The 25103-nt window shown below is 72.7% G+C and carries 18 protein-coding genes and 1 riboswitch; of the genes, 10 read left to right on the top strand and 8 right to left on the bottom strand.

The features are described from left to right. The first annotated feature begins 158 nt into the window (after positions 1–158). A complete protein-coding gene (locus tag CRP51_RS04850; protein WP_141514549.1) occupies positions 159–1214 on the top strand; it encodes a WD40 repeat domain-containing protein in 1056 nt (351 codons plus the stop codon). A gap of 36 nt (positions 1215–1250) precedes the next feature. Next, a complete protein-coding gene (locus CRP51_RS04845) occupies positions 1251–3845 on the top strand; it encodes a PQQ-binding-like beta-propeller repeat protein (protein WP_097229713.1) in 2595 nt (864 codons plus the stop codon). Between the two features lie 210 nt (positions 3846–4055). Here the strand turns inward: CRP51_RS04845 and CRP51_RS04840 are convergent, their stop codons facing one another. Beyond that, complete coding sequence (locus tag CRP51_RS04840) at positions 4056–5450, bottom strand: glycoside hydrolase family 6 protein (RefSeq protein WP_097229712.1); 1395 nt, start codon at positions 5448–5450, stop codon at positions 4056–4058. A gap of 583 nt (positions 5451–6033) precedes the next feature. Here CRP51_RS04840 and CRP51_RS04835 point away from each other — a divergent pair. Then, positions 6034–8106: a glycoside hydrolase family 48 protein gene (locus tag CRP51_RS04835; RefSeq protein ID WP_097229711.1), complete on the top strand. Its 2073-nt coding sequence runs from the start codon at positions 6034–6036 to the stop codon at positions 8104–8106. A gap of 326 nt (positions 8107–8432) precedes the next feature. Here the strand turns inward: CRP51_RS04835 and CRP51_RS04830 are convergent, their stop codons facing one another. Beyond that, entirely contained in the window at positions 8433–9260 is an 828-nt protein-coding gene (locus CRP51_RS04830) for an SCO2400 family protein (protein WP_097229710.1), read from the bottom strand. A gap of 235 nt (positions 9261–9495) precedes the next feature. On the opposite strand from CRP51_RS04830, the gene CRP51_RS04825 reads away from it, so the two are divergent. The 6 genes from CRP51_RS04825 to CRP51_RS04800 all read left to right on the top strand — a co-directional run bounded on the left by CRP51_RS04825 (position 9496) and on the right by CRP51_RS04800 (position 14647). Next, on the top strand, positions 9496–10314 hold the full coding sequence (locus CRP51_RS04825; protein ID WP_097229709.1) for an SOS response-associated peptidase: 819 nt from the start codon (positions 9496–9498) through the stop codon (positions 10312–10314). 356 nt (positions 10315–10670) lie between these two features. After that, complete coding sequence (locus tag CRP51_RS04820; protein WP_170970439.1) at positions 10671–11318, top strand: sigma-70 family RNA polymerase sigma factor; 648 nt, start codon at positions 10671–10673, stop codon at positions 11316–11318. Next, complete coding sequence (rsrA, locus tag CRP51_RS04815; protein WP_097229707.1) at positions 11315–11638, top strand: mycothiol system anti-sigma-R factor; 324 nt, start codon at positions 11315–11317, stop codon at positions 11636–11638. The genes CRP51_RS04820 and rsrA overlap by 4 nt, the downstream gene beginning before the upstream one ends. 251 nt (positions 11639–11889) lie before the next feature. Beyond that, entirely contained in the window at positions 11890–12882 is a 993-nt protein-coding gene (locus tag CRP51_RS04810) for a tetratricopeptide repeat protein (protein ID WP_097229706.1), read from the top strand. A gap of 129 nt (positions 12883–13011) precedes the next feature. Beyond that, positions 13012–13635, top strand: coding sequence for a peptide deformylase (def, locus tag CRP51_RS04805; protein ID WP_097229705.1), 624 nt, complete (start codon positions 13012–13014; stop codon positions 13633–13635). A gap of 277 nt (positions 13636–13912) precedes the next feature. Further along, positions 13913–14647 (top strand): D-Ala-D-Ala carboxypeptidase family metallohydrolase, encoded by a 735-nt coding sequence (locus CRP51_RS04800; RefSeq protein ID WP_097229704.1) that lies wholly within the window; start codon positions 13913–13915, stop codon positions 14645–14647. Positions 14648–14785: 138 nt separating this feature from the next. On the opposite strand, the gene CRP51_RS04795 is transcribed toward CRP51_RS04800, so the two are convergent. The 6 genes from CRP51_RS04795 to CRP51_RS04770 all read right to left on the bottom strand — a co-directional run bounded on the left by CRP51_RS04795 (position 14786) and on the right by CRP51_RS04770 (position 23517). Then, entirely contained in the window at positions 14786–15835 is a 1050-nt protein-coding gene (locus CRP51_RS04795; protein ID WP_097229703.1) for a ribonucleotide-diphosphate reductase subunit beta, read from the bottom strand. Then, positions 15832–18219 (bottom strand): ribonucleoside-diphosphate reductase subunit alpha, encoded by a 2388-nt coding sequence (locus CRP51_RS04790; protein ID WP_097229702.1) that lies wholly within the window; start codon positions 18217–18219, stop codon positions 15832–15834. The genes CRP51_RS04795 and CRP51_RS04790 overlap by 4 nt, the downstream gene beginning before the upstream one ends. Positions 18220–18346: 127 nt before the next feature. Beyond that, positions 18347–18453: riboswitch (adenosylcobalamin-variant (AdoCbl-variant) riboswitch) on the bottom strand. 167 nt (positions 18454–18620) lie between these two features. Then, positions 18621–20042 (bottom strand): DUF2079 domain-containing protein, encoded by a 1422-nt coding sequence (locus tag CRP51_RS04785; RefSeq protein WP_097229701.1) that lies wholly within the window; start codon positions 20040–20042, stop codon positions 18621–18623. A gap of 110 nt (positions 20043–20152) precedes the next feature. Beyond that, entirely contained in the window at positions 20153–20359 is a 207-nt protein-coding gene (locus CRP51_RS04780; RefSeq protein WP_097229700.1) for a YbdD/YjiX family protein, read from the bottom strand. Beyond that, positions 20356–22530: a carbon starvation CstA family protein gene (locus tag CRP51_RS04775; protein ID WP_097229903.1), complete on the bottom strand. Its 2175-nt coding sequence runs from the start codon at positions 22528–22530 to the stop codon at positions 20356–20358. Before CRP51_RS04775 ends, CRP51_RS04780 begins: the two co-directional genes overlap by 4 nt. Positions 22531–22755: 225 nt before the next feature. Then, positions 22756–23517: a GntR family transcriptional regulator gene (locus CRP51_RS04770; RefSeq protein ID WP_097229699.1), complete on the bottom strand. Its 762-nt coding sequence runs from the start codon at positions 23515–23517 to the stop codon at positions 22756–22758. 274 nt (positions 23518–23791) lie between these two features. Here CRP51_RS04770 and CRP51_RS04765 point away from each other — a divergent pair, with 274 nt between their 5' ends. Beyond that, positions 23792–25051 (top strand): extracellular solute-binding protein, encoded by a 1260-nt coding sequence (locus CRP51_RS04765; RefSeq protein WP_097229698.1) that lies wholly within the window; start codon positions 23792–23794, stop codon positions 25049–25051. The last annotated feature ends 52 nt before the right edge of the window (positions 25052–25103 follow it).

Here is a 25103-nt window from a genome sequence, read left to right as displayed (position 1 = left end):
GTGGCGCCGAGGCGTCGTGCTGGCCACATCCGTGCGGTGACGTTGCGATGGCACCGCTCCCACGCAGCACTTATCGGCCATGTCGGGGCCGTTGCCGGTAGCCAGAAGGTTGTGCAAGGGGGCATCGACTGTCGGTGCCTCGGTCTATGGTCCCTTGCATGGCTGTTCGACAACTCTGTGCGCCCGGCGATCTCGATCTTCGCCGGCCGTTGCCCGGGCGGCCCGCCGCGGCGCAGCGGGTCACGGCGGTCGCGGCCACGTCCGGGCTCTCCCGGGTCGCGGTGGCCACTTCGGCGCCCTGGTTCCCGGGCCTCGCCGAGCTGATGGTGCTCGCCCCGGACGAGGGCGGCCCGCCGTTACGTCTTCCCATGGCCCGCCGGCCGCGTGGCGCGGTGGTGCGGGATCTGCTCTTCAGCCGTGGCGGCCGGGCGCTGACGGTCTCGCTCGGCGGCAGCGAGGAGCAACAGCTGGGCCAGTTGGCGCACTTCACGCTGGAGCCGACGCCGGTCGAGCGCTGGCGGCGCGCGCTGAGCCGGCCGGTCTACGCCGCCTTCGGCGAGTGCGGCGGTCTGCGGCTCGCGGTCAGCGGGGACGGCGAGGTGGTCGCGGGCTGCGACCAGGCGAGCCGTTCCGTGCTGGCCTGGTCGGCGACCGACGGCTCCCGGCTGGTGGACGGCGCCGCCGAGCCGCCCCCGGTCGGCGGCAGCGAGGCGGTCGCGGTCGACACCGACGGCTCGCGGCTCGCGTTCCGGCTCTGCCGGCCCTACGAGCGCGCCCCGGACGGCGGCGTCGCCGTACTCACCCAGGACGGCGGCGCGTTGCGGGTCCTGGCCACGGGGCTCGACTGGTGCGCGGGGCTGGTCTTCGCGCCCGACGGCACGCGGCTGATGGTGGTCGGCACGGCGGACGGCACGGCGGAGGCCGTGCTCCTCGACCCGGCGCTGCCTCCCGGCGCGGAGGTGGTCGAACGGCGGCGCCTGGCCGCGCTGCCCGCCGAGGCCGCCCACCAGACGCTCCGCCCGGTCTGGGGCGCGGCCGGCCCCAGGGCGGCCCTGCGCGTCGACCGCACCGTCACGGTCTGGGACCTGGCCGGCGGCGGCCCGCTCCGTTCCGTCTCCGACCTGGGCCGTTCCACGGCCTGGGCGCTCACCCCGGACGGCCGCGCCCTGGTCGTCGCCTCCCCGGCCGAGATACGCGGTCACGACCTCGGCTGACCCCTGACTTCGCCCGCCGAACCAAGGACGGACGTCATGAACGCCTCCGACCCCCCACCGCCCACCACCCCCCGCTCCCGGGCCGAAGGCCCCGAGGGGCACGGCACCTCGAAGGCTCCGCCGGAGGAGGCCGTGCGGGCGCTGCTGGCCGAGCGGCCGAGCGAGCGGACCTGGTGGGAGGTCTGCCGGCTGCTGGAGCTGGTGCCGCCGGAGCGGCTGGCCGCGCTGCGCGCCGAGGCGCTGCGGTGGCCGGCGGCGCAGCGCCCGATGCCGGACGCCTGGTGGGCGCGGTGGACCTCGGGGGACATCCGCCCGCACCACGCGTTCGCCGGCACCCGCGCGCTGGGGCGCCTCGACCACGTGGAGACCGGCACGGTCGACCACCCGGTGGCCGAGGACTGGGCGGAGGAGGACGATCCGGCGACGGCGCCCCCGGTGGTGCTCCCCCCGGCCCACGCCGCCGACCAGCCGGGGGACGAGGCGCGCACGGCGTACTTCTACAACGGCGCCAGCGCGGTCGCCGCGCCCGCCGGGCTGCGCTGGCTGGCACTGGCCGCCGCGGCCGAGTGGCATCACAACGGCGGGGACATCGCCCGCTGGGAGACCACGCGGGACGCGCCGCTGGTCTGGTATCTGGACGGCACGCAGTTCCACGACGAGTGCTACGACCTGCAACTCTCCCCGGACGGACGCCTCCTGGTGGCCGCCGTCGAGGGCGCCTGGCACGCCTGGTCGGCGGCGAGCGGCGAGCGGCTGTGGCGGGTCAGGCCGCACGCGGCCGAGGGCGCCGAGCACGCGGAGGAGGGCCCGGCCCCCGAGGAGGCCGAGGTCAGCATGGACGACCTGGTCCGCTTCGGGTTCTCGGCCGACGGGCGGCGGCTCGCCGTCGGCACCGGCAGCTCGGACGTGGTCGCCGTGCTGGCCGCGGAGACGGGCCGGGTGCTGCTGCGGCTGGCGGGCGACGACGCGTTCGGCCCGGTCGCGCTGGACGCCGCGGGCGAGTTGCTGGCCCACGCGGCGCCGGCGGGGCGGGTGGTGCTGCGATCCGTGCCGGACGGCAGGGTGCTGGCCGTCGCCGACACCGGCCTCAGCTCGATCGCCGCGCTGGCCCTGGCACCGGAGGGCGAGGGGCTCTTCGTGGTCGGCGGCGTGGTGGGCGGCGCTCCCGAGCGCGCCGGCATCGGGACGACGGCCCGGCCGGCGGCCCGTCGGCTGACCGTGGAGCGGGACGGCGACCGTTTCGCGTTGGTCGGCCAACCCCTGCTGCGGCCCGGCGAGTTCACCGAGGGGCTGGACGCGGACTCGCCCGCGGCGGCGATCTCCGCGCGGGCCTGCTGGACGCCGGGCGGCCCCTACGGCTTCGTCGGGGCCGACTTCGGCTCGCTGCTCTTCGACGGCGCCGGCCGCACGCTGTGGGCCGATCCGGGCAACGCCATCGGGGCGTTCACCCCGGACGGCCGCGCGCTGGTGGTGGTGCAGGAGGAGATCGACGTCTGGTTCCTCGCCGGTCTCGAACGGCCGGAGGAGGAGGTGCCGGCGGAGGAGCCGGCGCCCGGCCGGGTGCTGCTCGCCGGACTGCCGCCCGCGCTCGCGGGCCCGGTCCCGGCCGGCGCCGGCGAGCCGGCCGAGCTGCCCTGCTCCCACTGGTCGGTGCGGGTCGCCGCCGTGGCGGACGGGGCGCGGGCGCTGGCCTTCTGCGCCAAGCTGGACCGGGACTCGGTCGGCCGGCCGCAGGTGCTGTGCCGCTGGCCGGCCGGCGACGCGGGTGAGGGCCCGCCCAGCATCCGTCTGCTGCCCGAGGTCCCCGGCTCCTCCTACCTCTCCGACCTGGCCTTCGCCCCGTCGGGCGAGGTGCTGGCCCGCGGCCTGCTGGGCGACGAGTCGGCGCTGGCCCTCGACGAGGTGGACACCGGCACCACCCGCTGGGTGTACGCGCTGCCCCCGGACTCCTGGGACGAGGAGGAACGGCTGCGCGTCGCGTTCAGCGCCGACGGCTCGCGGGTGGCGCTGGCGGCCCATGTGACCGGCCGTGTCGTGGTGTTGGACGTGCGGGGTGGGAAGCCGCTGCTGTCGCTGACCGAGTCGGCCAGGGAGACGGTCTCGTGGCGGGGCGCCCGGGTGGACATGGCGGCGCTGGACGCCCCGGGGGAGCGGGTCGCCTTCGGCGTGCGGGACGCGGCGAGCCGGGTGGTGGTCCGCGAGGTGGCAGGCGGCGGCGCCGTGCCGGTCACAGCTCCGGCCGGGTTGCGGCAGGTCACGGGGCTGGCGTTCGCGCCCGACGGCCGGACGCTGGCCGTCGCCGGCGCGACCCACAGGGGGCACGCGGGGCTGTGGCTGCTGGCCGTCGGGCCGGGAGCGGGCGGCGCGGCGGTGCCGCCGGTGACCGCGGTCCGCGACCTGCCGATGTTCGACCAGCCGGACGGTCAGCTGGTCTGGTCGGCTGCCGGGCCCCGGGCGTACTTCCCGGGCAGTCACGGCTGGGGCGCGGTCTGGGACGCGGGGGCGCGGCGGACGTGGGCGGAGATACCGTTCGGCTGCGCCGACGGCGGCGTGGCCCTCTCGCCGGACGGCGGGACGCTGGTGACGGTGACCCAGTTCGGCGCCCGCCGGTGGCCGTCGCCGCCGTCCTGAGCCGGCGGGCGCGTCCGCGGAAACGTTCACCTTCTGAAGCCGAGGAGCCCGCGACGCGCCGGGACGCACCGCGCCCCCGCTGCCGGCAGGGCAGCGGGGGCGGGCGCGTGGGGGGCTCTCGGTGGTGTGTGCGCCACCGGGACCCGGGGGGCCGGTCAGTCACCGGGCCGGACCCCCGGGGCATGGGTCACACGGTGATCGACGGGTCGATCACAGCGGGGGGTAGGCGTTGGCCAGCAGCTCCTGGAACTGCGCGGAGAACCAGTGCCCGGAGATCGGGGCGTCCGCCAGGGCACCCGACATGTTGTTGTTGTTGCGCGGGTTCCCCTCGTAGGTGGGGTCGCACATCCGGTCGAAGCCCTTGCCCTCGTCGTTCGGGATCTCCTCGCTGGAGCCGTCCGACTCACCCGGGGGCTTGACCCACACGTAGGCGTCGATGCCCGCGGCGGGCGCGACCTCGGGACGCTCGCCGATGCCGGCACCGGCCTGGTTGCACCAGTTGCCGGCGTGGATGCGCTGGTCGACGCGGCTGCCCTCGACATACGCGTTCACGTCGGTCTCGGGACCGGGCCCGCTCGGACGGTCAGGACCGCCCCAGCCGCTGCGCGAGGTGTCGATCAGCATCCCGATGTCCGAGTTGAAGCCCTGGGAGACCAGTTCCTCGCGGAAGCCCTGGGCGAAGGACTGGTTGTCGACGTAGTAGTTCCAGTCGACCCAGTCGCTCTCCCGCACCGTGGTGCCGTTGATGGTGTCGTCGATGCTGTAGTACGGCTCGACCGTCGGGCCGAAGTTGGCCGTGTTGACGATGAAGCCGTGCACGTCGTCGACGGTGGCGCCGCCGGTGGTGGCGGCCTCGGCGAAGAGCTGGGCCGAGGGGCCGAAGTTGTTGTCCCAGCCGAGCCAGCCGTAGTGGCCGGCGTCGACGTAGTTGTAGACGTTCTCGATGGCGCCCAGGGTCTCCAGCGCGTACGCGACGCCGTTGACGTAGTTGCCGTTGGCCAGCATCTCGTCGCACTCGGGCGTGGCGGTCTCGCGCGGGCTGACGTTGGTCACCAGGTTGGGCAGCGAGTCGATCTCGATGACCGTGACGATCCGCAGGTCGGCGTAGGCCGGGTCGCCGATGATCTCGGCGATCGGGTCGATGAACTCCGACTGGTAGCGGTCGAGCTCGTCGGGTCCCAGCTCGCCGTTGGAGGCGAGCGCGGAGCAGTCGCGGCCCGGCAGGTTGTAGATCACGACCTGGAAGACGAAGTCGTCGTGGCCCTCGGCCTGGACCAGCGCGTTGTCGAGGTGCTCGCGCAGACCGGTGCTGTTGCCGGCCGAGCCGCCGTCGATCGCGGCGATCCGGTCCAGCCAGACGGCGGTCGGCTGGTCGGCGATGGCCTCGCCGCCAGGCTCGGAGGCGGCGTTGGCCGACCAGTCGGGGTTCACGTAGACACCGGCGCCCTCGTACGGGTTGTCCACCCGTTCGAGCGGCCGGGCGTCGTCGTCGGCATTGGCCGTGCCGAGCGTGCCGAGCGTCATCACTCCGGCGCCCAGCAGGGCGCCCGCGACGAGCGCGGTCCGCTTCCTGGCGCGGTGACGTGGGGGGTTGGTGCGGCTCATTGCGGTGCTTCCTCCAGATGGTTGCGTCGGCCCGACCGAGGTGCGGGTCGTGCCGTCGTGCGTCAGGTAAGGAAGGGCGAACCGGTGGGCTCACCGGACCCGTGCCGTGTCGGCGGGAACGGTCGCCGGACGACGTGTTCAGGGCGCCGCCGGGACCCGTGCCCGTCGCACGCCCACGTGTCCTCCCGGTGAGGCCGGTCGGAGGGCCGAAGGGGACCTCCGCTGTGCCGCCGCCCGCCGGGGGCGGGTCGGCGACGGATGGCCGAACACTCGTGGTGGCTGGTGGGGTGGTGGGGGACAAGGGGGTGCACTCGGAAGCGGCTCCAGTTCGTCCGGCGCCCGTCCTCGGCGCCTCGATCGGCTTGGGACCGCTCCCACTGGTTGAAGGGACCGTAGGGCAATCAACCCCCTCTCGCCAAGGGGTCGTTCAAGAATTCGCCGCTGACCTGCCGCTTCATCATGGGGTTTTCCCGGGGGGTTGACGTGTTCAGGTAATGCTCGGATTCTTGGGAGCGCTCCCACTGGCCTGTGCGCGTCACCCCGACGGGCACCTTCTTCCCCCTCCGAGCCGCGAGGAGGTTCGATGCGAATCCACCGTGGATCTCCCATCGGGACTTCAACAAGAGCGAGATCACGCAAGAAGAGCCGCCGCCTCTGGGTCGCGGGTGCCGTGGCCCTGTCCCTGCCGCTCGGGCTGACCGCCGCGGGCAACAGCAACGCCAGCCCGTCGGCCGCCGGGGACGGCGTCGGCACGACGCAGTACGAGGACGAGTTCCTGGAGTTGTACGAGAAGATCAAGGACCCGGCCAGCGGGTACTTCTCGGCCGAGGGCATCCCCTATCACGCGGTCGAGACGCTGATCATCGAGGCCCCGGACCACGGTCACGAGACCACGTCCGAGGCCTACTCCTATCTGATCTGGCTGGAGGCGCAGTACGGCCAGGTCACCGGCGACTGGGGGCCGTTCAACGACTCCTGGGCGCTGATGGAGGAGTACATGATCCCCGGCGCCGCGGATCAGCCGACCAACAGCTTCTACGACCCCTCGTCCCCGGCGACCTACGCGCCGGAGTCCAACGACCCCTCGAACTACCCGGCGCCGTTGGACCCCAACGTCCCCGTCGGCGAGGACCCGTTGGCGAACGAGCTGTCGTCCACCTACGGCACGGACGACATCTACGGGATGCACTGGCTCCAGGACGTGGACAACGTCTATGGCTACGGCAACACCCCGGGCGACCCGTGCGGCGGCAACGCCGAGGGGCCGTCGTTCATCAACACCTTCCAGCGCGGTCCGCAGGAGTCGGTGTGGGAGACCGTTCCGCACCCGTCCTGCGACGACTTCAGCTTCGGTGGCGAGAACGGCTATCTCGACCTGTTCACCGACGACGCGGCGTACGCCACCCAGTGGCGGTACACCAACGCGCCGGACGCCGACGCCCGCGCCGTGCAGGCGGCCTACTGGGCCAACCAGTGGGCCTCGGAGCAGGGCAACCAGGCGCAGGTCGCCGAGACCGTGGAGAAGGCGGCTCAACTGGGCGACTATCTGCGGTACTCGATGTACGACAAGTACTTCAAGCAGGTCGGTGACTGCGTCGGCCCGACCGAGTGCCCGGCAGGCAGCGGCAAGAACAGCTCGCAGTACCTGATGTCCTGGTACTACGCCTGGGGCGGCGCGCTGGACACGTCCGCCGGCTGGTCCTGGCGGATCGGCTCCAGTTTCAACCACTTCGGCTACCAGAATCCGCTCGCCGCCTACGCGCTCTCCTCGGACGAGGCGCTGGTTCCCGACTCGCCGAGCGCGGGCGAGGACTGGGGCGCGAGCCTGGACCGGATGGTCGAGTTCTACCGCTGGCTCCAGTCCGCCGAGGGCGGCATCGCCGGTGGCGCCAACAACAGCTGGGACGGCGCCTACGGCGAGCCCCCGGCCGACACCTCGACGTTCTACGGCATGTGGTACGACGAGGACCCGGTCTACCACGACCCGCCGTCCAACGAGTGGTTCGGTATGCAGGCGTGGTCGATGCAGCGCCTGGCCGAGTACTACTACGAGTCGGGCGACGAGCTGGCCGGCGAGGTGCTCGACAAGTGGGTCGCCTGGGTGCTGCCCGAGGTGACCGTGGGCAACGGCGCGGACTTCGCCATCCCGGCGACGCTCTCCTGGTCCGGCCAGCCGGACACCTGGGACCCGGCGAACCCGGGCGACAACGCCGGCCTGCACGTCGAGGTCGTCGGGCACTCGCAGGACGTGGGCGTGGCCGGTTCGTTGGCGAACGCGCTGGCCTTCTACGCCGCGGCGAGCGGGGACACGGCGGCCCAGGAGACGGCGGCCGGGCTGCTGGACGCGCTGCTGGCCAACTCCGACGACATCGGGGTGGCCACCGAGGAGACGCGGGAGGACTTCAGCCGCTTCGGCGACGAGGTGCACATCCCGTCCGACTTCAGCGGCACGATGCCGAACGGCGACGTGATCGAGCCGGGCGCGACCTTCGAGTCGCTGCGTTCCTTCTACCAGGACGACCCGGACTGGCCGCAGGTGGAGGAGTACCTGAACGGCGGCGAGGCGCCGACGTTCACCTACCACCGCTTCTGGGCGCAGGCGGACATCGCGATCGCGCTGGCCACCTACACCAACCTCTTCGGCGAGGAGGCGTAGCGGAGCGCGGCGGGCCGCGGGCGCCCGCGGCGGCGTCCGGAGCGACCGGGTACGTCGCGGTCCGAGCGCGGTAAGTCGCCGAACGGAGCGGGTAAGTGACGGAACGAGGCATGAACCGGCTCCGAGCGGCGTAGCCTCTCTGACGGAGGTGTAGCCGGCGGGGGACGGGACGCGCCCGCGTGCCCCGGTCCCCACCGGCTCCACGTACCACCGAGGGCCCTGGTGAGAGCGCACCAGGGCCCTCGGCCTCGCGCACCAAAGCGGGGGCGCGCGCCAACTGGCGCGCGCCCCCGCTTCCTTCGCGCGGCGCTACGGGCGCCTCGGTGTCACCAGCACCACCACAGGACGCAGGAGTCGTCGTCCTCGCCGCCGCCCTCACCCGGGTCCTCGCCGCCGTCGTCCGGGGGCGTGGTCGGGTCGGGTTGCGGGGGAGTCGGGTCGCCGTCGCCCTCGCCCGGGTCGCCGGGGCCGGGGTCCTCGGGGGCGTCGGTGGGGTCGGTCGGCTCGACGGTCCCGCCGTGCTCGGTCGGGGGCGGCTCCTCCGACTCCTCCTCGCTCTCCTCACCGGGCTCCTCGGCGGCGGTCCGCTCCTCTTCCTCGTCCTCGTCCCGGCTCTCGGTGGCGTCCGACGCGGCGGCGTCGATGGTGGCGTCCTCCGTCCCGCCGTCCGCGGGACCGCCGGCCTCGGGGCTCGACGGGTCGTCGTCCGGCGCGGACTCCGACTCGGAGGCCGACGGCGAGTCCCGCGCCTCCACCTCTTCCCGCTCGGACTCGCTGGTCGGCATCACCACCTCGCCGACCTCGGCCACGGCCACGCCCAGCACCACCAGGCCGAGCACGCCGGCTATCAGATAGCGGCGGCGCCCCGGGCCGCTGGCCGCATGGCTCGCGCGCCGGCGCGGGCGCCCTGCGGGCGCGCCCCCGGCCTCCTCGCCGGCGGCGGTGGGCGGCGCGGCGGTCTCGCCGCCGGCCCGCGCGCGTTCGCGCCGCTCCCGGCGCCCGCCGGTCGCCGGCGGGACGGCGGCGGGCTCGGTGGCGGCGGCGCGGTCCGCGCCGGCCTCGTCCGCCCTGCCCGGCCACGCGGCCAACTCCCCGCAACCGGGGCAGATCAGCGCGCCGTTGATGTGGCGGCGACACGTCTCGCAGTAGTCCATGGCTCCCCGTTTCGTTGCGATGGACCAGTGGGGGTTTCGAACACCCTAGCGTCGTGGAAGCGCGTCCACGGGACGGCGACGAAACGGCCACGCGAGCCCCCTCAGCCGTCAACTCCTTCTCCGCATACCGCCGTTCTCCGCGTCCCGCCGCGCAGGCCGGTCGCCGCCCACCCTCCGGGGGCGGTCCAGGGCGCCCGGGACCGATTGTCGGACCCCGCCGCTACCCTTGGGCGCCATGTGTGGACGGTATGCGGCGAGCCGACGGCCCGAGGACCTGGCCGGCCTCTTCGACGTGGGGCTGGTGGACCCGGGCGAGCCCCTCCCGGCGGACTGGAACGTGGCGCCCACCAAGGAGGTGTACGCCGTCCTGGAGCGTCCGGTGCGCGAGCGCGGCCCCGAGCCGGTGCGCCAGTTGCGCAAGCTGCGCTGGGGGCTGGTCCCCTCCTGGGCCAAGTCCCCCGAGGGCGGCGCCCGGATGATCAACGCCAGGGCCGAGACCGTCCACGAGAAGCCGTCCTACCGCCGCCCCTTCGCCGCCCGCCGCTGCCTGCTCCCGGCCGACGGCTACTACGAGTGGGTGACCGGTGACGCCGAGCGCACGGAGGAGGAGAAGGGGAAGCGCAAGCGCCCGCGCAAGCAGCCGTACTTCGTCACCCCGGTGGACGGGGCGGTCATGGCGCTCGCCGGGCTCTACGAGTTCTGGCGGGACGGCACCCTGCCCGACGACCACCCGTCGGCCTGGTGGGCGACCTGCACGGTGGTGACCACGGAGGCCGAGGGCGCCCCGCTGCCGGGCCGCGCCGAGGGGGACGAGGGGCCCCGCACCCTGGCCGACATCCACCCCAGGATGCCGCTGGCCCTGCCGCCGGACCGCTGGGACGCCTGGCTGGACCCGGCCGCCAGGGAGCCGGAGGCGATACGCCCGCTGCTGGCCCCGCCGCCGCCCGGCTCGTTCCGCGCCTACCCGGTCTCCACGGACGTGAGCAACGTGCGGAACAACGGCCCCGAGCTGGTCGCAGAGCTGCCGGGCCCCGAGGAGGTCACCCTCTTCTGACCCGCGCGGGCCGGCGACGCGCGGGTCAGTGACGCGCGGGGCAGGCGAGCCGCGCGGGCCGGGCGGGGGCGGTCCCGTCCGGGGCCGCGGAATACCCCGGGCGGGTTCGGCGTTGACGTGCGGGACCGACCGCACCCGAGCCTCGCCCGAGGGCGAGAGAGGGAGACCGCCAGATGGGTTCCATCGCCTGCCCGTCACGTCCCGCCGAGCAGCGCACCCCGCGCGCCAGCGAGGTCGACTGGGCGACGCTGCGGCTCGCCGCGGAAGGGGCCTCCGCGTCGGCGGATGGACCGGTTCGTCGTCTATCCTCCCAGTCGGGCGAGCCCGCGTTCGGGCTCGGCGCCTACACGAGGGAGGTGGGTCAGGTCACCGGCACCGACGACGGCGTGTCCCGGGAGACAGCGGCGGCCGAGGAGTCCGAGGCCGAGCGTAACGCGCGGTTCGAGCGCGACGCCCTCGGCTACCTGGACCAGATGTACTCGGCGGCCCTGCGCATGACGCGCAACCCGGCCGACGCCGAGGATCTCGTCCAGGAGACCTACGCCAAGGCGTACGGCTCGTTCCACCAGTTCCGCCGGGGCACCAACCTCAAGGCGTGGATGTACCGCATCCTCACGAACACCTTCATCAACTCCTACCGCAAGAAGCAGCGCGAGCCGCAGCGCAGCGCGGCCGAGGACATCGAGGACTGGCAGCTGGCCAGGGCCGAGTCGCACATGTCGACCGGCCTGCGCTCCGCCGAGTCCCAGGCCCTCGACCACCTGCCGGACTCGGACGTGAAGCAGGCCCTCCAGGCGATCCCCGAGGAGTTCCGCATCGCGGTCTATCTCGCGGATGTCGAGGGCTTTGCGTACAAGGAGATCGCCGACATCATGGGTACCCCCATCGGCACGGTGATGTCCCGGCTGCACCGTGGCCGGCGACAGCTGCGCGACATGCTCCAGGACTACGCGCGGGAGCGCGGCCTGGTTCCCGCCGGGGCGCAGAAGGGTTCGGAGTCATGACCGGCGAGGAGCCGCGTCCCTCGGACTGCTCGGAGGTGCTCGACCACCTCTACGAGTATCTCGACCACGAGATGCCCGACGGGGACAGCGACAAGATGCGCGAGCACATCGACGACTGCTCTCCGTGCCTGGAGAAGTACGGACTGGAGCAGGCGGTCAAGCAGTTGGTGAAGCGCTGCTGCGGCCAGGACGACGTGCCCTCCGATCTCCGGGCCAAGGTGCTGGAGCGGATCGACGCCATCAGGGACGACGAGCGGCGCGCGGCGGAGCCGGACGGGGAGCCGGACTGCCGGGAGGCCCAGAACCGCCAGGAGGCGTAGCCCCCGGTCCGAGGCCCCGAGACCCTTAGATCCCATGCCCGCCCGGGGCGCGCACGACCGCGCGCCCCGGGCGGGCGGCGTTCGGTCCCGGTCACCCCGCTGGACTTCCGCCCCCCTGCGCCGTCTCGCGCGAGACCGCTCGCTGACCCATGCTGTGAGCAGGCGGCACTCCCCCCATGGTTGGATGCGGTGCGGGACGGACAGGAGAACTGTGAAGTGCAGGCTACGAGGCGGGAATCAGGCGGGACACCGTGAGGATCTTCGGCAGGGTGCGGCAGCGTCCGTCCACGGACTGGCGGCTGGCCACCAACCGGGCTTTCACCCTCATCGACGACGGTCGTTACGAGGACGCGGACGCGCTGCTGACCCGCGCCGCCGACCTGGAGCCGTGGCTGTCGGAGTCCTGGTTCAACCTCGCGCTGCTCCACAAGTTCCGCCACGACTGGGAGCAGGCCCGCTCCGCCGGGCTGCGCGCCGTCGCGCTGCTGGAGCGGGACGCGGGCGCTCCTGACTGGTGGAACGTGGGCATCGCCGCGACCGCGCTCCAGGACTGGCCGCTGGCCCGCCGCGCCTGGCAGGCGTACGGGCTGCCGGTGCCGGCCGGCTCGTCCGTCGCCGACGAGCCGCGCGGGATGGAGCTGGGCGGCGCCGCCGTGCGGCTCTCGCCCGAGGGCGAGGCCGAGGTGGTCTGGGGCCGGCGCCTGGACCCGGCCAGGATCGAGGTGCGGAACATCCCGCTGCCGTCCTCCGGCCGCCGCTGGGGCGAGGTGGTGCTCCACGACGGCGTGCCGCGCGGCGAGCGGACCACGGGGGTGGGCGGCGGCTCGGCCGTCTTCCCCGTCTTCGACGAGATAGAGCTCTGGGCGCCCTCCGCCGTCCCGACCTGGGTGGTGCTGATCGAGGCGGCCACCGAGGAGGACCGGGACGCCCTGGAGCGGCTGGCCGCCGACGCGGGATACGCGGCCGAGGACTGGTCGTCGTCGGTCCGGCTGCTGTGCCGGTCGTGTTCGGAGAGCCGGATGCCGAGCGAGGAGGGCGACGGCATGGCCCAGCACGACCCGCACGACCACAGCGTTCCCGGCCGCCCCGGGCCGCTCGGCCACACCGGAGCGGGCGCCCTGTGGTCGCCCGAGCGCGAGTGCGGGATCGCCGCGCCCAGCGGTCTGGTGCGCGGGCTGCTGGACGGCTGGGTTAACGACCGGCCGGAGGCGCGGACCTGGCGGGATCTCGAAGAGGTCTGCTGAGCCCGCCCGTTGGGACGCTCCCGCCGCCCGTCCCGGGGAGCGGAGCGGCACCGTCCCGCGCGCCGTAAGCTTGTCCCGGCAGTGCGGGGGAGGGCCCCGCGGGCGACACCGAGAGGCGAACGGCGGACCATGGCGGAGCAAGAGACCGACGAGCGCGAGTTCATCGACGACACCCAGGACGCCGGTGAACGCGAGCGGGCGCACCGGGAGCGGGGGACGGTCCGGCCCATCACGGTGGTGGGGAACCCGGTGCTGCACCGCGAGTGCGCCGATGTCACCGAGTTCGACGAGGGTCTCGCCGCGCTGGTCGACGACATGTTCGCCAGCCAGCGCGCCGCGTCGGGCGTCGGCCTGGCCGCCAACCAGGTGGGGGTGGACCTCAAGGTCTTCGTCTACGACTGCGAGGACGACGAGGGCGTGCGCCACGTCGGCGTCGTCTGCAACCCCGTCCTGGAGGAACTGCCCGCCGAGCGCCGGGTGCTGGACGACAACAACGAGGGCTGCCTCTCGGTCCCGACCGCCTACGCCGAGCTGGCCAGGCCGGACTACGCGGTGGTGCGCGGCCAGGACACCAGCGGCAAGCCCATCCTGGTGCGCGGCACGGGATACTTCGCCCGTTGCCTGCAGCACGAGACGGACCACCTCTACGGCCGGCTGTACCTGGACCGGCTCTCCAAGCGGGAGCGCAAGAACGCCCTGAAGCAGATGGCCGAGGGCACCCCCCGCTACGAGACCGTGCCCAACGAGAGCTGAGCGGCCGAGAACTGAGCTGGCCGAGAGCTGGGCTGGCCGAGGGCCGGGCGGCCGAGAGCCGAGTGGTGCCCCGCGTCGGACGCGACCGGCGCGGCGCGCGCGGTGGCGTCCTGAGGGGGCGGAACGGGACTGATCGGGGGGCTTCGGGCGGTACCGTTCCTTCCGCTTCCGGGGCGTCCGCGGTTGTTCAACCATCGGCGCCCCGGAGGGAGTTGACGCGCGTTGACCGCTGGGGCACTCTCGTTGCGTCTCTCCACACTTCCTTCTCGGAGGCAGCATGTTCAGACGCATGGTGAGAGTCGTTCTCACCGTTGTCATGATCGCATCAGCAGCGCTGGTCGGTACCGTGGCGACGGCCGGAACGGCGCAGGCCGACGGCTGCTACACCTGGAACCGCACCCTCAGCCAGGGCAGCAGCGGCGAGGACGTCCGACAGCTCCAGATCCGCGTCGCCGGATACCCCGGCTACGGCTCCGTCCTGGCCATCGACGGCGAGTACGGCCCGGCCACGGCCGCCGCCGTCACCCGCTTCCAGCAGGCGTACGGCCTGGGTGCCGACGGCATCGCCGGCAACCAGACCTTCAGCAAGATCTACTCGTTGCAGGACAACGACTGCACCCCCATCCACTTCACCTGGGGTGAGATGAACCGGTGCAACTCCGACTGGTCAGGCGGCGCGGTCAGCGCCAGCGCGGCCAGGAACAACGCGCTCCAGGCCATGTGGAAGCTGGAGGCCCTGCGCCACGCCCTCGGCGACCGCCCGCTGAACACCAGCAGCGGTTTCCGTTCCTACGCGTGCAACAGCGCGGCCGGCGGCGCCTCCAACAGCAACCACCTCTACGGTCGTGGCATCGACCTGGTCGGCTCGCCGACCTTCTGCCAGATCGTGCAGCAGGCGCGCTACCACGGCTTCAACGAGATCCTGGGCCCGGGCTACCCCGGTCACAACGACCACGCCCACCTCGGCACCCAGAGCGGCCGCTTCTGGTCGGCTCCCAGCTGCGGCATCTGAGCCACGCCGCGCCCCGAGGGGCCCCGGCGGGCCGACGGGACGAGAACGGCCGTGCGGCCGGCGTGACCTCACGCCGGCCGCACGGCCCGTTCGACGGTCGGGGCTCTCCGAGGCCGGGGTCCTCGGAGGCCGGGGTTCTCAGAAGTCGTCGTCGAAGGAGACGTTGCCCTCCACGGCGACCTGGTAGGCCGAGGGGCGCCGCTCGAAGAAGTTGGTCAACTCCTGGACGTCCTGCAACTCCATGAACGAGAACGGGTTCCGCGAGCCGTAGATCGGCTTGAGCCCCAGCCGCGCCAGCCGCTGGTCCGCCACGCACTCCAGGTACTCGCGCATCGACTCGGTGTTCATCCCGGCCAGCCCGTCGCCGCACAGGTCACGCGCGAACTGCAACTCGGCGTCGACCGCCTCGCGCAGCATCTCGGTGACCTGCTCGCCCAGCTCCTCGTCGAAGAGGTCCGGCTCCTCCTGGCGCACGGTGTCCACCACGGAGAACGCGAACTCCATGTGCATACTCTCGTCCCGGAACACCCAGTTGGTGCCGGTGGCCAGCCCGTGCAGCAGGCCGCGCGAGCGGAACCAGTAGACGTAGGCGAAGGCACCGTAGAAGAACAGCCCCTCGATGCAGGCCGCGAAGCAGATCAGGTTGAGCAGGAAACGCCGTCGGTCCGCCTTGCTCTCCAGCCGCGTCAGGTCGTCCACCGAGTCGATCCAGCGGAAGCAGAACTCCGCCTTCTCCCGGATCGACGGGATGTTCTCCACCGCGGCGAACGCGGCGGCCCGCTCGTCCGGGTCGGGCAGATAGGTGTCCAGCAGCGTCAGATAGAACTGGACGTGCACGGCCTCCTCGAAGAGCTGCCGCGACAGGTACAGCCGCGCCTCCGGGGAGTTGATGTGCTTGTAGAGGGTGAGCACCAGGTTGTTGGCGACGATCGAGTCACCGGTCGCGAAGAACGCCACCAACCGCCCGATCAGGTGCTGTTCCCCCGGCGAGAGCTTGGCCAGGTCGGCCACGTCCGAGTGGAGGTCGACCTCCTCCACCGTCCAGGTGTTCTTGATGGCGTCCCGGTAGCGCTCGTAGAAGTCCGGGTAGCGCATCGGGCGCAGCGTCAGCTCGAAGCCGGGGTCCAGCAGGTTCTTCCGGCCGGCGGCCGCGTTCGGCTGTTCGGGGTTCTGGGTGGGGACACTCACTGGCACGCCTCGCAGGACTCGGGGTTCTCCAGGGAGCAGGCGACGGCCTGCTCGGGGACGGGAAGCGGGTCGCCGCCGGCGGCGGCGACCGGGGTGGGCGGCGGGGCCGTCGTGGCGGCGGAACGCGCGGACTGCGCGATCCGGGTCGCCGGCCGCGACCGCAGGTAGTAGGTGGTCTTCAGGCCGCGCTTCCAGGCGTACGCGTACATCGAGCTGAGCTTGCCGATGGTCGGCGAGGCCATGAAGAGGTTCAGCGACTGGCTCTGGTCCAGGTACGGGGTGCGGTCGGCCGCCATGTCGATCAGCGCGCGCTGCGGGATCTCCCACGCCGTGCGGTACAGCTCCCGCACCTCGTCGGGCAGCCCCGGCACCTCGGCCACCGAGCCGTTGCCGGCGCGCAGCGCCTGCCGGGTCGCCTCGTCCCAGCGGCCCAGCCGCTTCAACTCGGCGACCAGGTAGGTGTTGACCTGGAGGAACTCGCCGCTGAGCGTCTCGCGCTTGAACAGGTTGGAGACCTGCGGCTCGACGCACTCGTAGACGCCGGCGATCGAGGCGATGGTGGCGGTCGGCGCGATCGCCAGCAGCAGCGAGTTGCGCATCCCCACCCGGCCGATCCGCTCGCGCAGCGCCTCCCAGCGCTCAGGCCAGCCGGCGCTCGCGTCGGCGTAGTGGTCCGGGTGCAGCACACCCCGCGCGGTGCGGGTGTCCTCCCACGCCGGGTGCGGGCCGTGGCGCTCGGCCAGCTCGGCGGAGGTCTCGTACGCGGCGAGCATGATCCGTTCCGCGATCCGGGTGGACAGCTCGCGGGCGGCCGGTGAGTCGAACGGCAGCCCGAGCCGGAAGAAGACGTCCTGGAGGCCCATCACGCCCAGGCCGACCGGCCGCCAGCGGGAGTTGGAGTTCTCCGCCTGCTCGGTCGGGTAGAAGTTGATGTCCACCACGCGGTCCAGGAAGAGCACCGCGGTCCGCACGGTGGCGTCCAGCCGCTCCCAGTCCATCCCGCCGTCGTCGCCGAGGTGCGCCGCCAGGTTGACGCTGCCCAGGTTGCAGACGGCGGTCTGGTCGTCGTCGGTGACCTCCAGGATCTCGGTGCACAGGTTGGAGCTGTGCACCACGTTGCCCGGCCTCGCGGTCTGGTTGGCGGTGCGGTTGGCGGCGTCCTTGAAGGTCATCCAGCCGTTGCCGGTCTGCGCCAGGGTCCGCATCATCCGCGCGTACAGCTGCCGCGCCGGCACCTGGCGCTGCGCCAGCCCCTTCGCCTCGGCCGCGCGGTAGGCGGCGTCGAACTCCTCGCCCCACAGGTCCGTCAGCTCCGGCACGTCCACGGGGGAGAAGAGCGACCAGTCGGCGTCGGCGTCGACCCGCCGCATGAACTCGTCCGGGATCCAGTGCGCCAGGTTCAGGTTGTGGGTGCGCCTGGCCTCCTCGCCGGTGTTGTCGCGCAGTTCGAGGAACTCCTCGATGTCCGCGTGCCAGGTCTCCAGGTAGACGCAGGCCGCGCCCTTGCGCCGGCCGCCCTGGTTGACGGCGGCGACCGAGGAGTCCAGCGTGCGCAGGAACGGCACGATGCCGTTGGAGGCGCCGTTGGTGCCGCGGATCAGCGAACCGCGGGCGCGCACCCGGGTGTAGGAGAGGCCGATGCCGCCGGCGTGCTTGGAGAGCCGGGCGACCTGGTGGTAGCGCTCGTAGATCGAGTCCAGCTCGTCGGCGGGGGAGTCCAGCAGATAGCACGAGGACATCTGCGGGTGTCGGGTGCCGGAGTTGAACAGCGTCGGGGAGGACGGCAGATACGCCAGCGAGCTGGTCAGCCGGTACAACTCGGCGACCTGCGCCAGCGCGTCGGCCGAGTCGTCCGGCGCCAGGCCGCAGGCGACGCGCAGCAGGAAGTGCTGGGGGGTCTCGATCACCTTGCGGTGCAGCGGGTGGCGCAGCAGGTAGCGCGACTGGACGGTGCGCAGCCCGAAGTAGCCGAAGCGGTCGTCCGCGCCCTCGGCCACGGTGCGGGCCAGCAGCGCGTTCAACTCCTCGGCGTGGGTGCGCACGAACGCCGCGGTGGTGTCCCCGATCAGCCCCTCCCGGTGGCCGACCGCCACCGACTCGGCGAAGGTCACCGCGCCCTGGCCGGCGGCCTCCTCGCGGATCGCGAGGGTGAGCAGCCGAGCGGCCAGCCGGGAGTACGAGGGCTCCTCGGCGATCAGCCCCGCCGCGGCCTCGATGGCCAACTCCCGCGACTCGGCCGCGTCGGAGCCGGGATGGCGGCCCCGGGCGACGGCCGCGTCGACCCGCGCGGGGTCGGTGGCCGGAAGGTCGGCGGTGAGGTCGGCCAGGGTGCGGGTCAGTGCCGCTGAGGCCGGCTCTGCGGGGGCGGCGGGTGCGATGGTCACTCGGTGCTCTCCCTCGGATCGGTTGGCTCCGCGGGAGGGACGAGCGACATGCGGGCACGGCTGTGCCAGGCATGGCTCAACCGCACCGCGTCCCTCGGCCCAGCCCTCGGGGCTTGGACGTGATCAGCCGTCGGCAGGCACTCGGACTCGTCAGGGCAGCACGAAGCAGGCCATGACACACCGTTGCGGGACAGTTCCGGATTCGCACCGGATTCCCCTGCGTGACAGCGAGGTCGAGCATACATCTTGTGTCGCGTTCAACGAGCAGCCCCATATGTTGTGTTGTCTGTCTCGTTGCAACGGTGAGTTCCCTGCGAACGCTCGGGCCGCTCCGTGCCGCCCGGGCGCCGGGCGGCGTGTGCGGTTGCGACGGGCCGCGCGGGCGACACGCCGGGGCCGGGTCACTCCCGCCGGAGCACGAAGTACCCGGCGCCCTCGGCGAGCACGGTGTAACGGGCCTCCGGGTAGAGCTGCGCGGCCCGTCGCACCATGCCGTCCCCCGTCCTGCCGGGGTCGTGGTACGCCAGATACTCGGGCGCGGCGACGCCGGGGTCGCCGATCCAGAAGACCCGGCAGCGCCCGGTGAGTCGCGCGATCGGCCGGACGTTGGCCGCCACCTCCGCGCCGTCGGGCACCGCCCGGAGCACCCGGTCGCCCTCCTCGGCCACCGCGCCCGGGCGCCAGGTCTCCGCCTCGGTCAGCTGCGCGGCCGGCAGCGAGGGCAGCAGCGCCAATGTCGCCCCCAGCAGCCCCGCCGGCAGGAAGCGCGCGTAGTCCCGCAGCCAACGCGTCGGCGCGCCCTCCACCGAGGCCAGCGCGTCGACCAGCGCCAGGGCCAGCACGGGCATCAGGACCGCGCTGTAGTGGAAGTCCGTGCCCCAGTAGTGCGCCTCGTGCGAGACGAAGCGCCAGCCCAGCGTCGGCAGCGCCACCAGCAGCAGCGGGGAGCGCAGCGCCAGCAGCCCGCTGGTCGGCAGCAGCAGCCACAGCAGCGTCTCCGCCTTCGTGCCGGCGCCGGCCCACAGCGCCGCCCACGGGCCGCCCCCGCCGCCGTCCTCGCTGAGCTTGGTCCAGTAGTCGTAGCCGCCCAAGGTGTTGAACGAGGGGATCAGCACCCCAAGCGTCAGCGCGCACAGCGCCGCGCCGAGTGCCGCCACCCCGCACGCGGCGCGCGCCGCCCGGGGCGCCCGCCCGCGCGCCCGCCACGCGACCACCAGCGCGATCGCGGCCGTGGTGAGCCCGAGGTCCTCCTTCACCAGCACTAGCGGCAACGCGTACAGCAGCGCCGCCCGCCACCGCTCGCGCAGCAGCGCCTCCAGCGAGAACGCGATCAGCGGCACCGCGAAGCAGATCTCGTGGAAGTCGAAGTCCACGGCGCGCTGCACGCCCCAGGAGAGCCCGAAGACCACGCCGACGGTCAGCCCGCGCACCCGGCCGAGCAGCCGGACGCCGGCCCTGGTCACCGGCACCGCGGCGAGCGCGAAGAGCGCCGCCTGCGCCACCAGCAGCGTCACCGGGGACGGGAAGACCCGGTAGAACGGGGCGAGCAGCGCGGTGACCGGGCTGAAGTGGTCGCCCAGAATGAGGAAGTCGGCGCCCTTGAGGTCGGCCACCGGCCGCCGCAGCTCGGCGTAGGACCGCACGGCCTGCTCGAATATCCCGAGGTCCCAGGAGCGGGTGCGCAGGTCGCGGTAGCGGCCGACGGAGAGCACCGCGTAGACCGCGAAGAGCACGCCGGCCAGCACGTACGGGTCACGTGCGCCCGCCCGCGCCGGCCGCTCCGCGCCGACCGCGTCCGCCCGTTGCCGCTCGATGGTCGCCATGCCCGTTCCCTCGCCCTCCCGATCCCGCCAGGACGAACGCTAGGACAGCGGGGGCCCCGCGCGCGCCCCGGCCCCCGGACCGGGGCGGTCCGGGGGCCGGGCGGGCCGGGTCAGCAGCAGCCGTGGTGCGCGGTGGGGTCCGCGTACTTGCGGTCCGTCCGCCACTTCTCGAACTCGCGGCGGCTGAGCACCTTCGCCCCCGGGTCCTCGCGCTCGGCGCGCTCCCGGTAGCGCGCGTAGGCGTTCTCGCCGGTCAGCTCGGTGACATACCAGCGCACCCAGGACAGCGCCCGGCGCGGAACGGCCAGCACACTCATCGCCCGTCCTCCCTCGTGTCCGCGCGCCCCGTGCCGGCGCCTCCCGTTCCGCCGTCCTCGGCGTCCGGCGCGTCCCCGGCGGGCTCCGCGGGGAAGCCGCCGCCAGGACCGAGGCCGGCGCGCGCGAGCTCGGCCTTCTCCTCCCTGGTGGCGACGAGTTCGGCCGGCGCGACCAGCCGGGACCTCACGTAGGGCGCCTCGTGCAGCCGCACCGTCTCCGGCGAGCTGACCGCCTTCAGCGCGACCCGGAAGGCGTCGAGGAAGACGACCACCACCAGCAGCGCCAGCGTGCCGGTGAGGACGGCGTCGAGCGTCGCGTTGTTGACGATGGTCCGCATCTCGCCCATGTCGGAGGCGCCCGGCAGCAGCTGACCGGAGTCGATGCCCTCCTGGTACTGGTCGCGGCGGGCCAGGAAGCCGACGGCCGGGTCGCCGGAGAAGACCTTCTGCCAACTGGCCGTGAGCGTCACCACGGCCACCCACGCCATCGGCACGGCGGTCACCCAGGCGTACTTCAGCCGGCCGGACTTGATCAGCAGCACCGTGCACAGCCCCAGCGCCAGCGCGCCCAGCAACTGGTTGGAGATACCGAAGATCGGATAGAGCGTGTTGATGCCGCCCAGCGGGTCGTTGACGCCGACCCACAGCAGCCAGCCCCACAGGCCCACCACCGCCGCGCTGGTCAGCAGGATGCCGGGCAGCCAGCCGGTGGAGCGGAAGCGGCTCATTTTCGGGTGGGTGCTCGCCAGCGCGTCCTGGAGGATGAAGCGGCCGACCCGGGTGCCGGCGTCGATGGCGGTCAGGATGAAGAGCGCCTCGAACATGATGGCGAAGTGGTACCAGAAGCTCATCATGGCCTCGCCGCCGAGGATGTCCGAGAAGATCGCGGCCAGGCCGAGCGCCAACGTGGGCGCCCCGCCCGTCCGGGAGAGCAGCGAACCCTCCTCCACGGACTCGGCGGCGGCGGTCAGTTGTTCGGGTGTGACCACGAAGCCCCAGGACGTGATCGTCTCCGACGCCGCCTGCACGGTGTCCCCGATGACCGCCGGGGGCGCGTTCATCGCGAAGTAGACCCCCGGGTCCAGCACGCAGGCGGCGGTGATCGCCATGACCGCCACCGAGGACTCCATCAGCATCGCGCCGTAGCCGATGCTGCGGACCTGGGTCTCCTTCTGGATCATCTTGGGCGTGGTGCCCGAGGAGATCAGCGCGTGGAACCCGGAGAGCGCGCCGCAGGCGATCGTGATGAAGACGAACGGGAAGAGCGAGCCGGCGAAGACCGGCCCCTCCCCGTTGCCGGCGAAGTCGGTGACCGCCTCCATCTGGAGCGTCGGCAGCGTGAAGACCAGGGCCAGCGCCAGCAGCCCGATGGTGCCGATCTTCATGAACGTCGACAGGTAGTCGCGCGGCACCAGCAGCAGCCACACCGGCAGCACCGAGGCGGCGAAGCCGTAGATCACCAGCCAGACGACCAGGGTGCGCGGCGACAGGGTGAACGTGTCGGCCATCCCCGAGTTGGCGACCCAGCGGCCGGCGACGATGACGAACAGCAGCAGCGAGACGCCGACGACGGTGACCTCCGAGACCCGCCCGGGGCGCAGATAGCGCAGGTAGACGCCCATGAAGAGGGCGAGCGGGATGGTCATGCCGACCGAGAACGTGCCCCACGGCGACTCGGCGAGCGCCTGCACCACGACCAGCGCCAGCACCGCCAGCAGAATGATCATGATGCTGAAGATGGCGACGACCCCGGCCACGCCGCCCACCGGGCCGATCTCCTCGCGGGCGATCTGGCCGAGGCTCTTGCCGTCCCTGCGGGTGGAGAAGAAGAGCACCACCATGTCCTGGACGGCGCCGGCGAAGATCACGCCGACGATGATCCAGATCGTTCCCGGCAGATAGCCCATCTGCGCCGCCAGCACCGGACCGACCAGCGGTCCCGCGCCGGAGATCCCGGCGAAGTGGTGGCCGAGCAGCACCCGCCGGTCGGTCGGCTGGTAGTCGAGCCCGTCCTCCAGCCGTTCGGCCGGGGTGGCCCTGGTGTGGTCGGCCCGCAGCACCCGGCGGAGGATGAAGCGGGAGTAGAAGCGGTACCCGATCGCGTACGAGCCGAGCGCGGCGGCCACCATCCAGGCCGCGGAGACGTCCTCCCCGCGGGCGAGGGCCAGCATGGCCCAGCCGATCGCGGCGACGACGGAGACGACGCTCCAGATGACGATCGAACGTGGTCGCGCCTGGCGCGCCGCCTGCCTGAGGAGTTGCACGTTTACTCTCCCGCGTCTACCGGCCGGTTCTGCCTGACTGATGCGGGAATCTAGGCCACGCGAGCCCCGTTGACCATGGGGTGTGCGGCGCTCCGTGCGCGTCCGTGCGGGCGGCGCGCGGGCGCGGGCGGCTCAGGAGGGCGTCGGGCGCTCCAGGTTGGCGACGAACTTGTAGCGGTCCCCCCGGTAGACGGAACGCACCCACTCGACCGGCTCACCGCCGGTGTCCCGGGAGTGCCGCGAGAGCATGAGCATCGGCAGCCCGACGTCCGTGCCCAGCAGCCCGGCCTCGCGCGGGTTGGCCAGCGAGGTCTCGATGGTCTCCTCGGCGTGCGCCAGATGGACGTCGTAGACCTCGGCGAGCGCGGTGTACAGCGAGGTGTAGCGCACCAGGCTCCGACGCAGCGCGGGGAAGCGCTCCTGCGAGAGATGGGTGGTCTCTATGGCCATCGGCTCGCCGCTGGCCAGCCGCAGCCGCTCGATCCGCAGGACACGCCCGCCCTCGGGTAGACCCAACAGGCGGCTCAGCCGCTCGTCCGCGTTGATGTAGCCGATCTCCAGCAGCTGGGAGGTGGGCTCCAGGCCCTGTGCGCGCATATCCTCGGTGTAGGAGGTGAGTTGCAGGGTCTGCGAGACCTTGGGCTTGGCGACGAAGGTGCCCTTGCCCTGGATGCGTTCCAGGCGGCCCTCCACCACCAGCTCCTGCAAGGCCTGGCGCACGGTGGTCCTGGAGGTGTCGAACTCGCTCGCCAGTGAACGTTCCGGCGGCACCGGAGTGCCGGGTGGCATGGTCTCCGTCATCTGCTGAAGATGACGCTTGAGGCGGTAGTACTTCGGGACGCGTGCCGTCCGAACCCGGTCGGCGGCGTCCGTCGCACCCGGTTCGCTGGCCATGTCCCACCCCTCCGACGCGTTGTTTTCTGCCGTCACCGGCTCCTCCGAAAGATCGCAGCTGACATCGTGGCACGGGCCGGTCCTAGCCGCCGCCCCAGGGCAGATGTCGGTCCGGTAACGGACCCGCCCGGGGGGCCGTCGGCCCTTGACACCCTTCCTGGTCTGGTCCAGGCTCCGGTCAACTGGTCTAAACCTCTTGTCTACACCACTATCGCGACGGCCGCCCCGCGCCACCACCATGTGTACGGGTTCCGGCACTGAGAAGGAGGGTGACGTGAAGCGCAAGCTGATCGCTGCTATCGGCGTGGCCACCATGGCGGCCACGGTCGCCGCCTGCGGTTCCGGCGACGACGGCGGAGGTGGCGGCAGCTCCGACGCCATCACCGTCTGGCTCATGGACGGCTCGGCCCCCGAGGAGTGGGTCGACGAGCTGAACGCCGCCTTCGAGGAGGAGCACGGCGTCACCGTCAACGTCGAGATCCAGCAGTGGGACGGCATCCAGGACCGGGTCACCACCGCGCTCTCCGAGGACGGCACCGTCGACGTGCTGGAGATCGGCAACACCCAGACGGTCGGCTACGCCAACACCGGCGGCCTCGCCGAGCTGGGCGACCTGGCCGGCGAGCCGTGGAACGAGGCGATGCTGGAGTCCGCCGAGGTGGACGACACGCTCTACGCGGCACCGTGGTACGGGGCCAACCGCGTGGTGATCTATGACAAGGGCATCTGGGAGGAGGCCGGCGCCGAGGTGCCCACCACGCGCGAGGAGTGGATCACCGCGCTGGAGACCCTCCAGGAGAACACCGATGCGGAACCGATCTACCTGCCAGGACAGAGCTACTACGTGATGGGCGGATTCGTCGCCGACGAGGGCGGCAGCTTCGCCGTCGAGGACGGCGACGGCTGGGCCGGCGCGCTGGCCACCCCCGAGGCGCAGGCCGGCATGGAGTTCTACGCTCAGCTCCAGGAGTTCTCCAACGCCCCCGCCGAGATCGACGAGGCCGAGCCCCAGCAGTCCGTCGACATCGTGCCCAACGGCGAGGTCGCCTCCTGGATCGGCCTCGGCTGGGAGGCCGCCGGCGCCGTCGCGGCCATCGAGGAGCAGGGCGGCGAGGCCGACTTCGGCTACTTCCCGATCCCCGGCGAGACCGCCGACCAGCTGGGCCACGTCTTCCTCGGCGGCTCCAACCTCGCCGTCTCCGGCCGCGCCGGGAACTCCGAGATGGCCAACGAGTGGCTGGCCATGGCCACCTCCCAGGAGTGGGCGCAGAAGTTCGTCGACGCCAACGGCGGCGGCGTGGTGCCCAACCGCACCGACGTCACCGCGACGCCCGAGGAGGGCAGCTTCGCCGAGGCCATGGTCGCCTCGGCCGACGTCGGCTACCTGCCGCCGCTGACCACCGGGTGGGCCAACGTCGAGACCGACCCCAACCCGATCAAGGAGCTCATGACCAAGGCGCTCAACGGCGAGGACTACCAGGCCGCCGCCGGCGAGGCCGACTCCGAGATCACCGACCGCATCAACCGCGAGTAAGCCCACCCCAGGGGGTGCCGTCGTCCGCCGACGGCACCCCTCGCCCTTGTTC

Source organism: Streptomyces zhaozhouensis, from assembly GCF_900230195.1.
GTDB lineage: Bacteria > Actinomycetota > Actinomycetes > Streptomycetales > Streptomycetaceae > Streptomyces > Streptomyces zhaozhouensis.
Note: the sequence above shows the minus strand (reverse complement) of the source record. Positions and strands in the feature narration are given on the sequence as shown.

What these genes read in the sequence shown, in the direction of transcription:
- def (WP_097229705.1), top strand. Translation starts at nt 13,012, where the DNA reads ATGGCGGAGCAAGAGACCGACGAGCGCGAGTTCATCGACGACACCCAG.
- rsrA (WP_097229707.1), top strand. Translation starts at nt 11,315, where the DNA reads ATGACCGGCGAGGAGCCGCGTCCCTCGGACTGCTCGGAGGTGCTCGAC.
- CRP51_RS04840 (WP_097229712.1), bottom strand. Translation starts at nt 5,450, where the DNA reads ATGAGCCGCACCAACCCCCCACGTCACCGCGCCAGGAAGCGGACCGCG.
- CRP51_RS04830 (WP_097229710.1), bottom strand. Translation starts at nt 9,260, where the DNA reads ATGGACTACTGCGAGACGTGTCGCCGCCACATCAACGGCGCGCTGATC.
- CRP51_RS04775 (WP_097229903.1), bottom strand. Translation starts at nt 22,530, where the DNA reads ATGCTGGCCCTCGCCCGCGGGGAGGACGTCTCCGCGGCCTGGATGGTG.
- CRP51_RS04780 (WP_097229700.1), bottom strand. Translation starts at nt 20,359, where the DNA reads ATGAGTGTGCTGGCCGTTCCGCGCCGGGCGCTGTCCTGGGTGCGCTGG.
- CRP51_RS04770 (WP_097229699.1), bottom strand. Translation starts at nt 23,517, where the DNA reads ATGGCCAGCGAACCGGGTGCGACGGACGCCGCCGACCGGGTTCGGACG.
- CRP51_RS04800 (WP_097229704.1), top strand. Translation starts at nt 13,913, where the DNA reads ATGTTCAGACGCATGGTGAGAGTCGTTCTCACCGTTGTCATGATCGCA.
- CRP51_RS04785 (WP_097229701.1), bottom strand. Translation starts at nt 20,042, where the DNA reads ATGGCGACCATCGAGCGGCAACGGGCGGACGCGGTCGGCGCGGAGCGG.
- CRP51_RS04845 (WP_097229713.1), top strand. Translation starts at nt 1,251, where the DNA reads ATGAACGCCTCCGACCCCCCACCGCCCACCACCCCCCGCTCCCGGGCC.
- CRP51_RS04850 (WP_141514549.1), top strand. Translation starts at nt 159, where the DNA reads ATGGCTGTTCGACAACTCTGTGCGCCCGGCGATCTCGATCTTCGCCGG.
- CRP51_RS04825 (WP_097229709.1), top strand. Translation starts at nt 9,496, where the DNA reads ATGTGTGGACGGTATGCGGCGAGCCGACGGCCCGAGGACCTGGCCGGC.
- CRP51_RS04835 (WP_097229711.1), top strand. Translation starts at nt 6,034, where the DNA reads ATGCGAATCCACCGTGGATCTCCCATCGGGACTTCAACAAGAGCGAGA.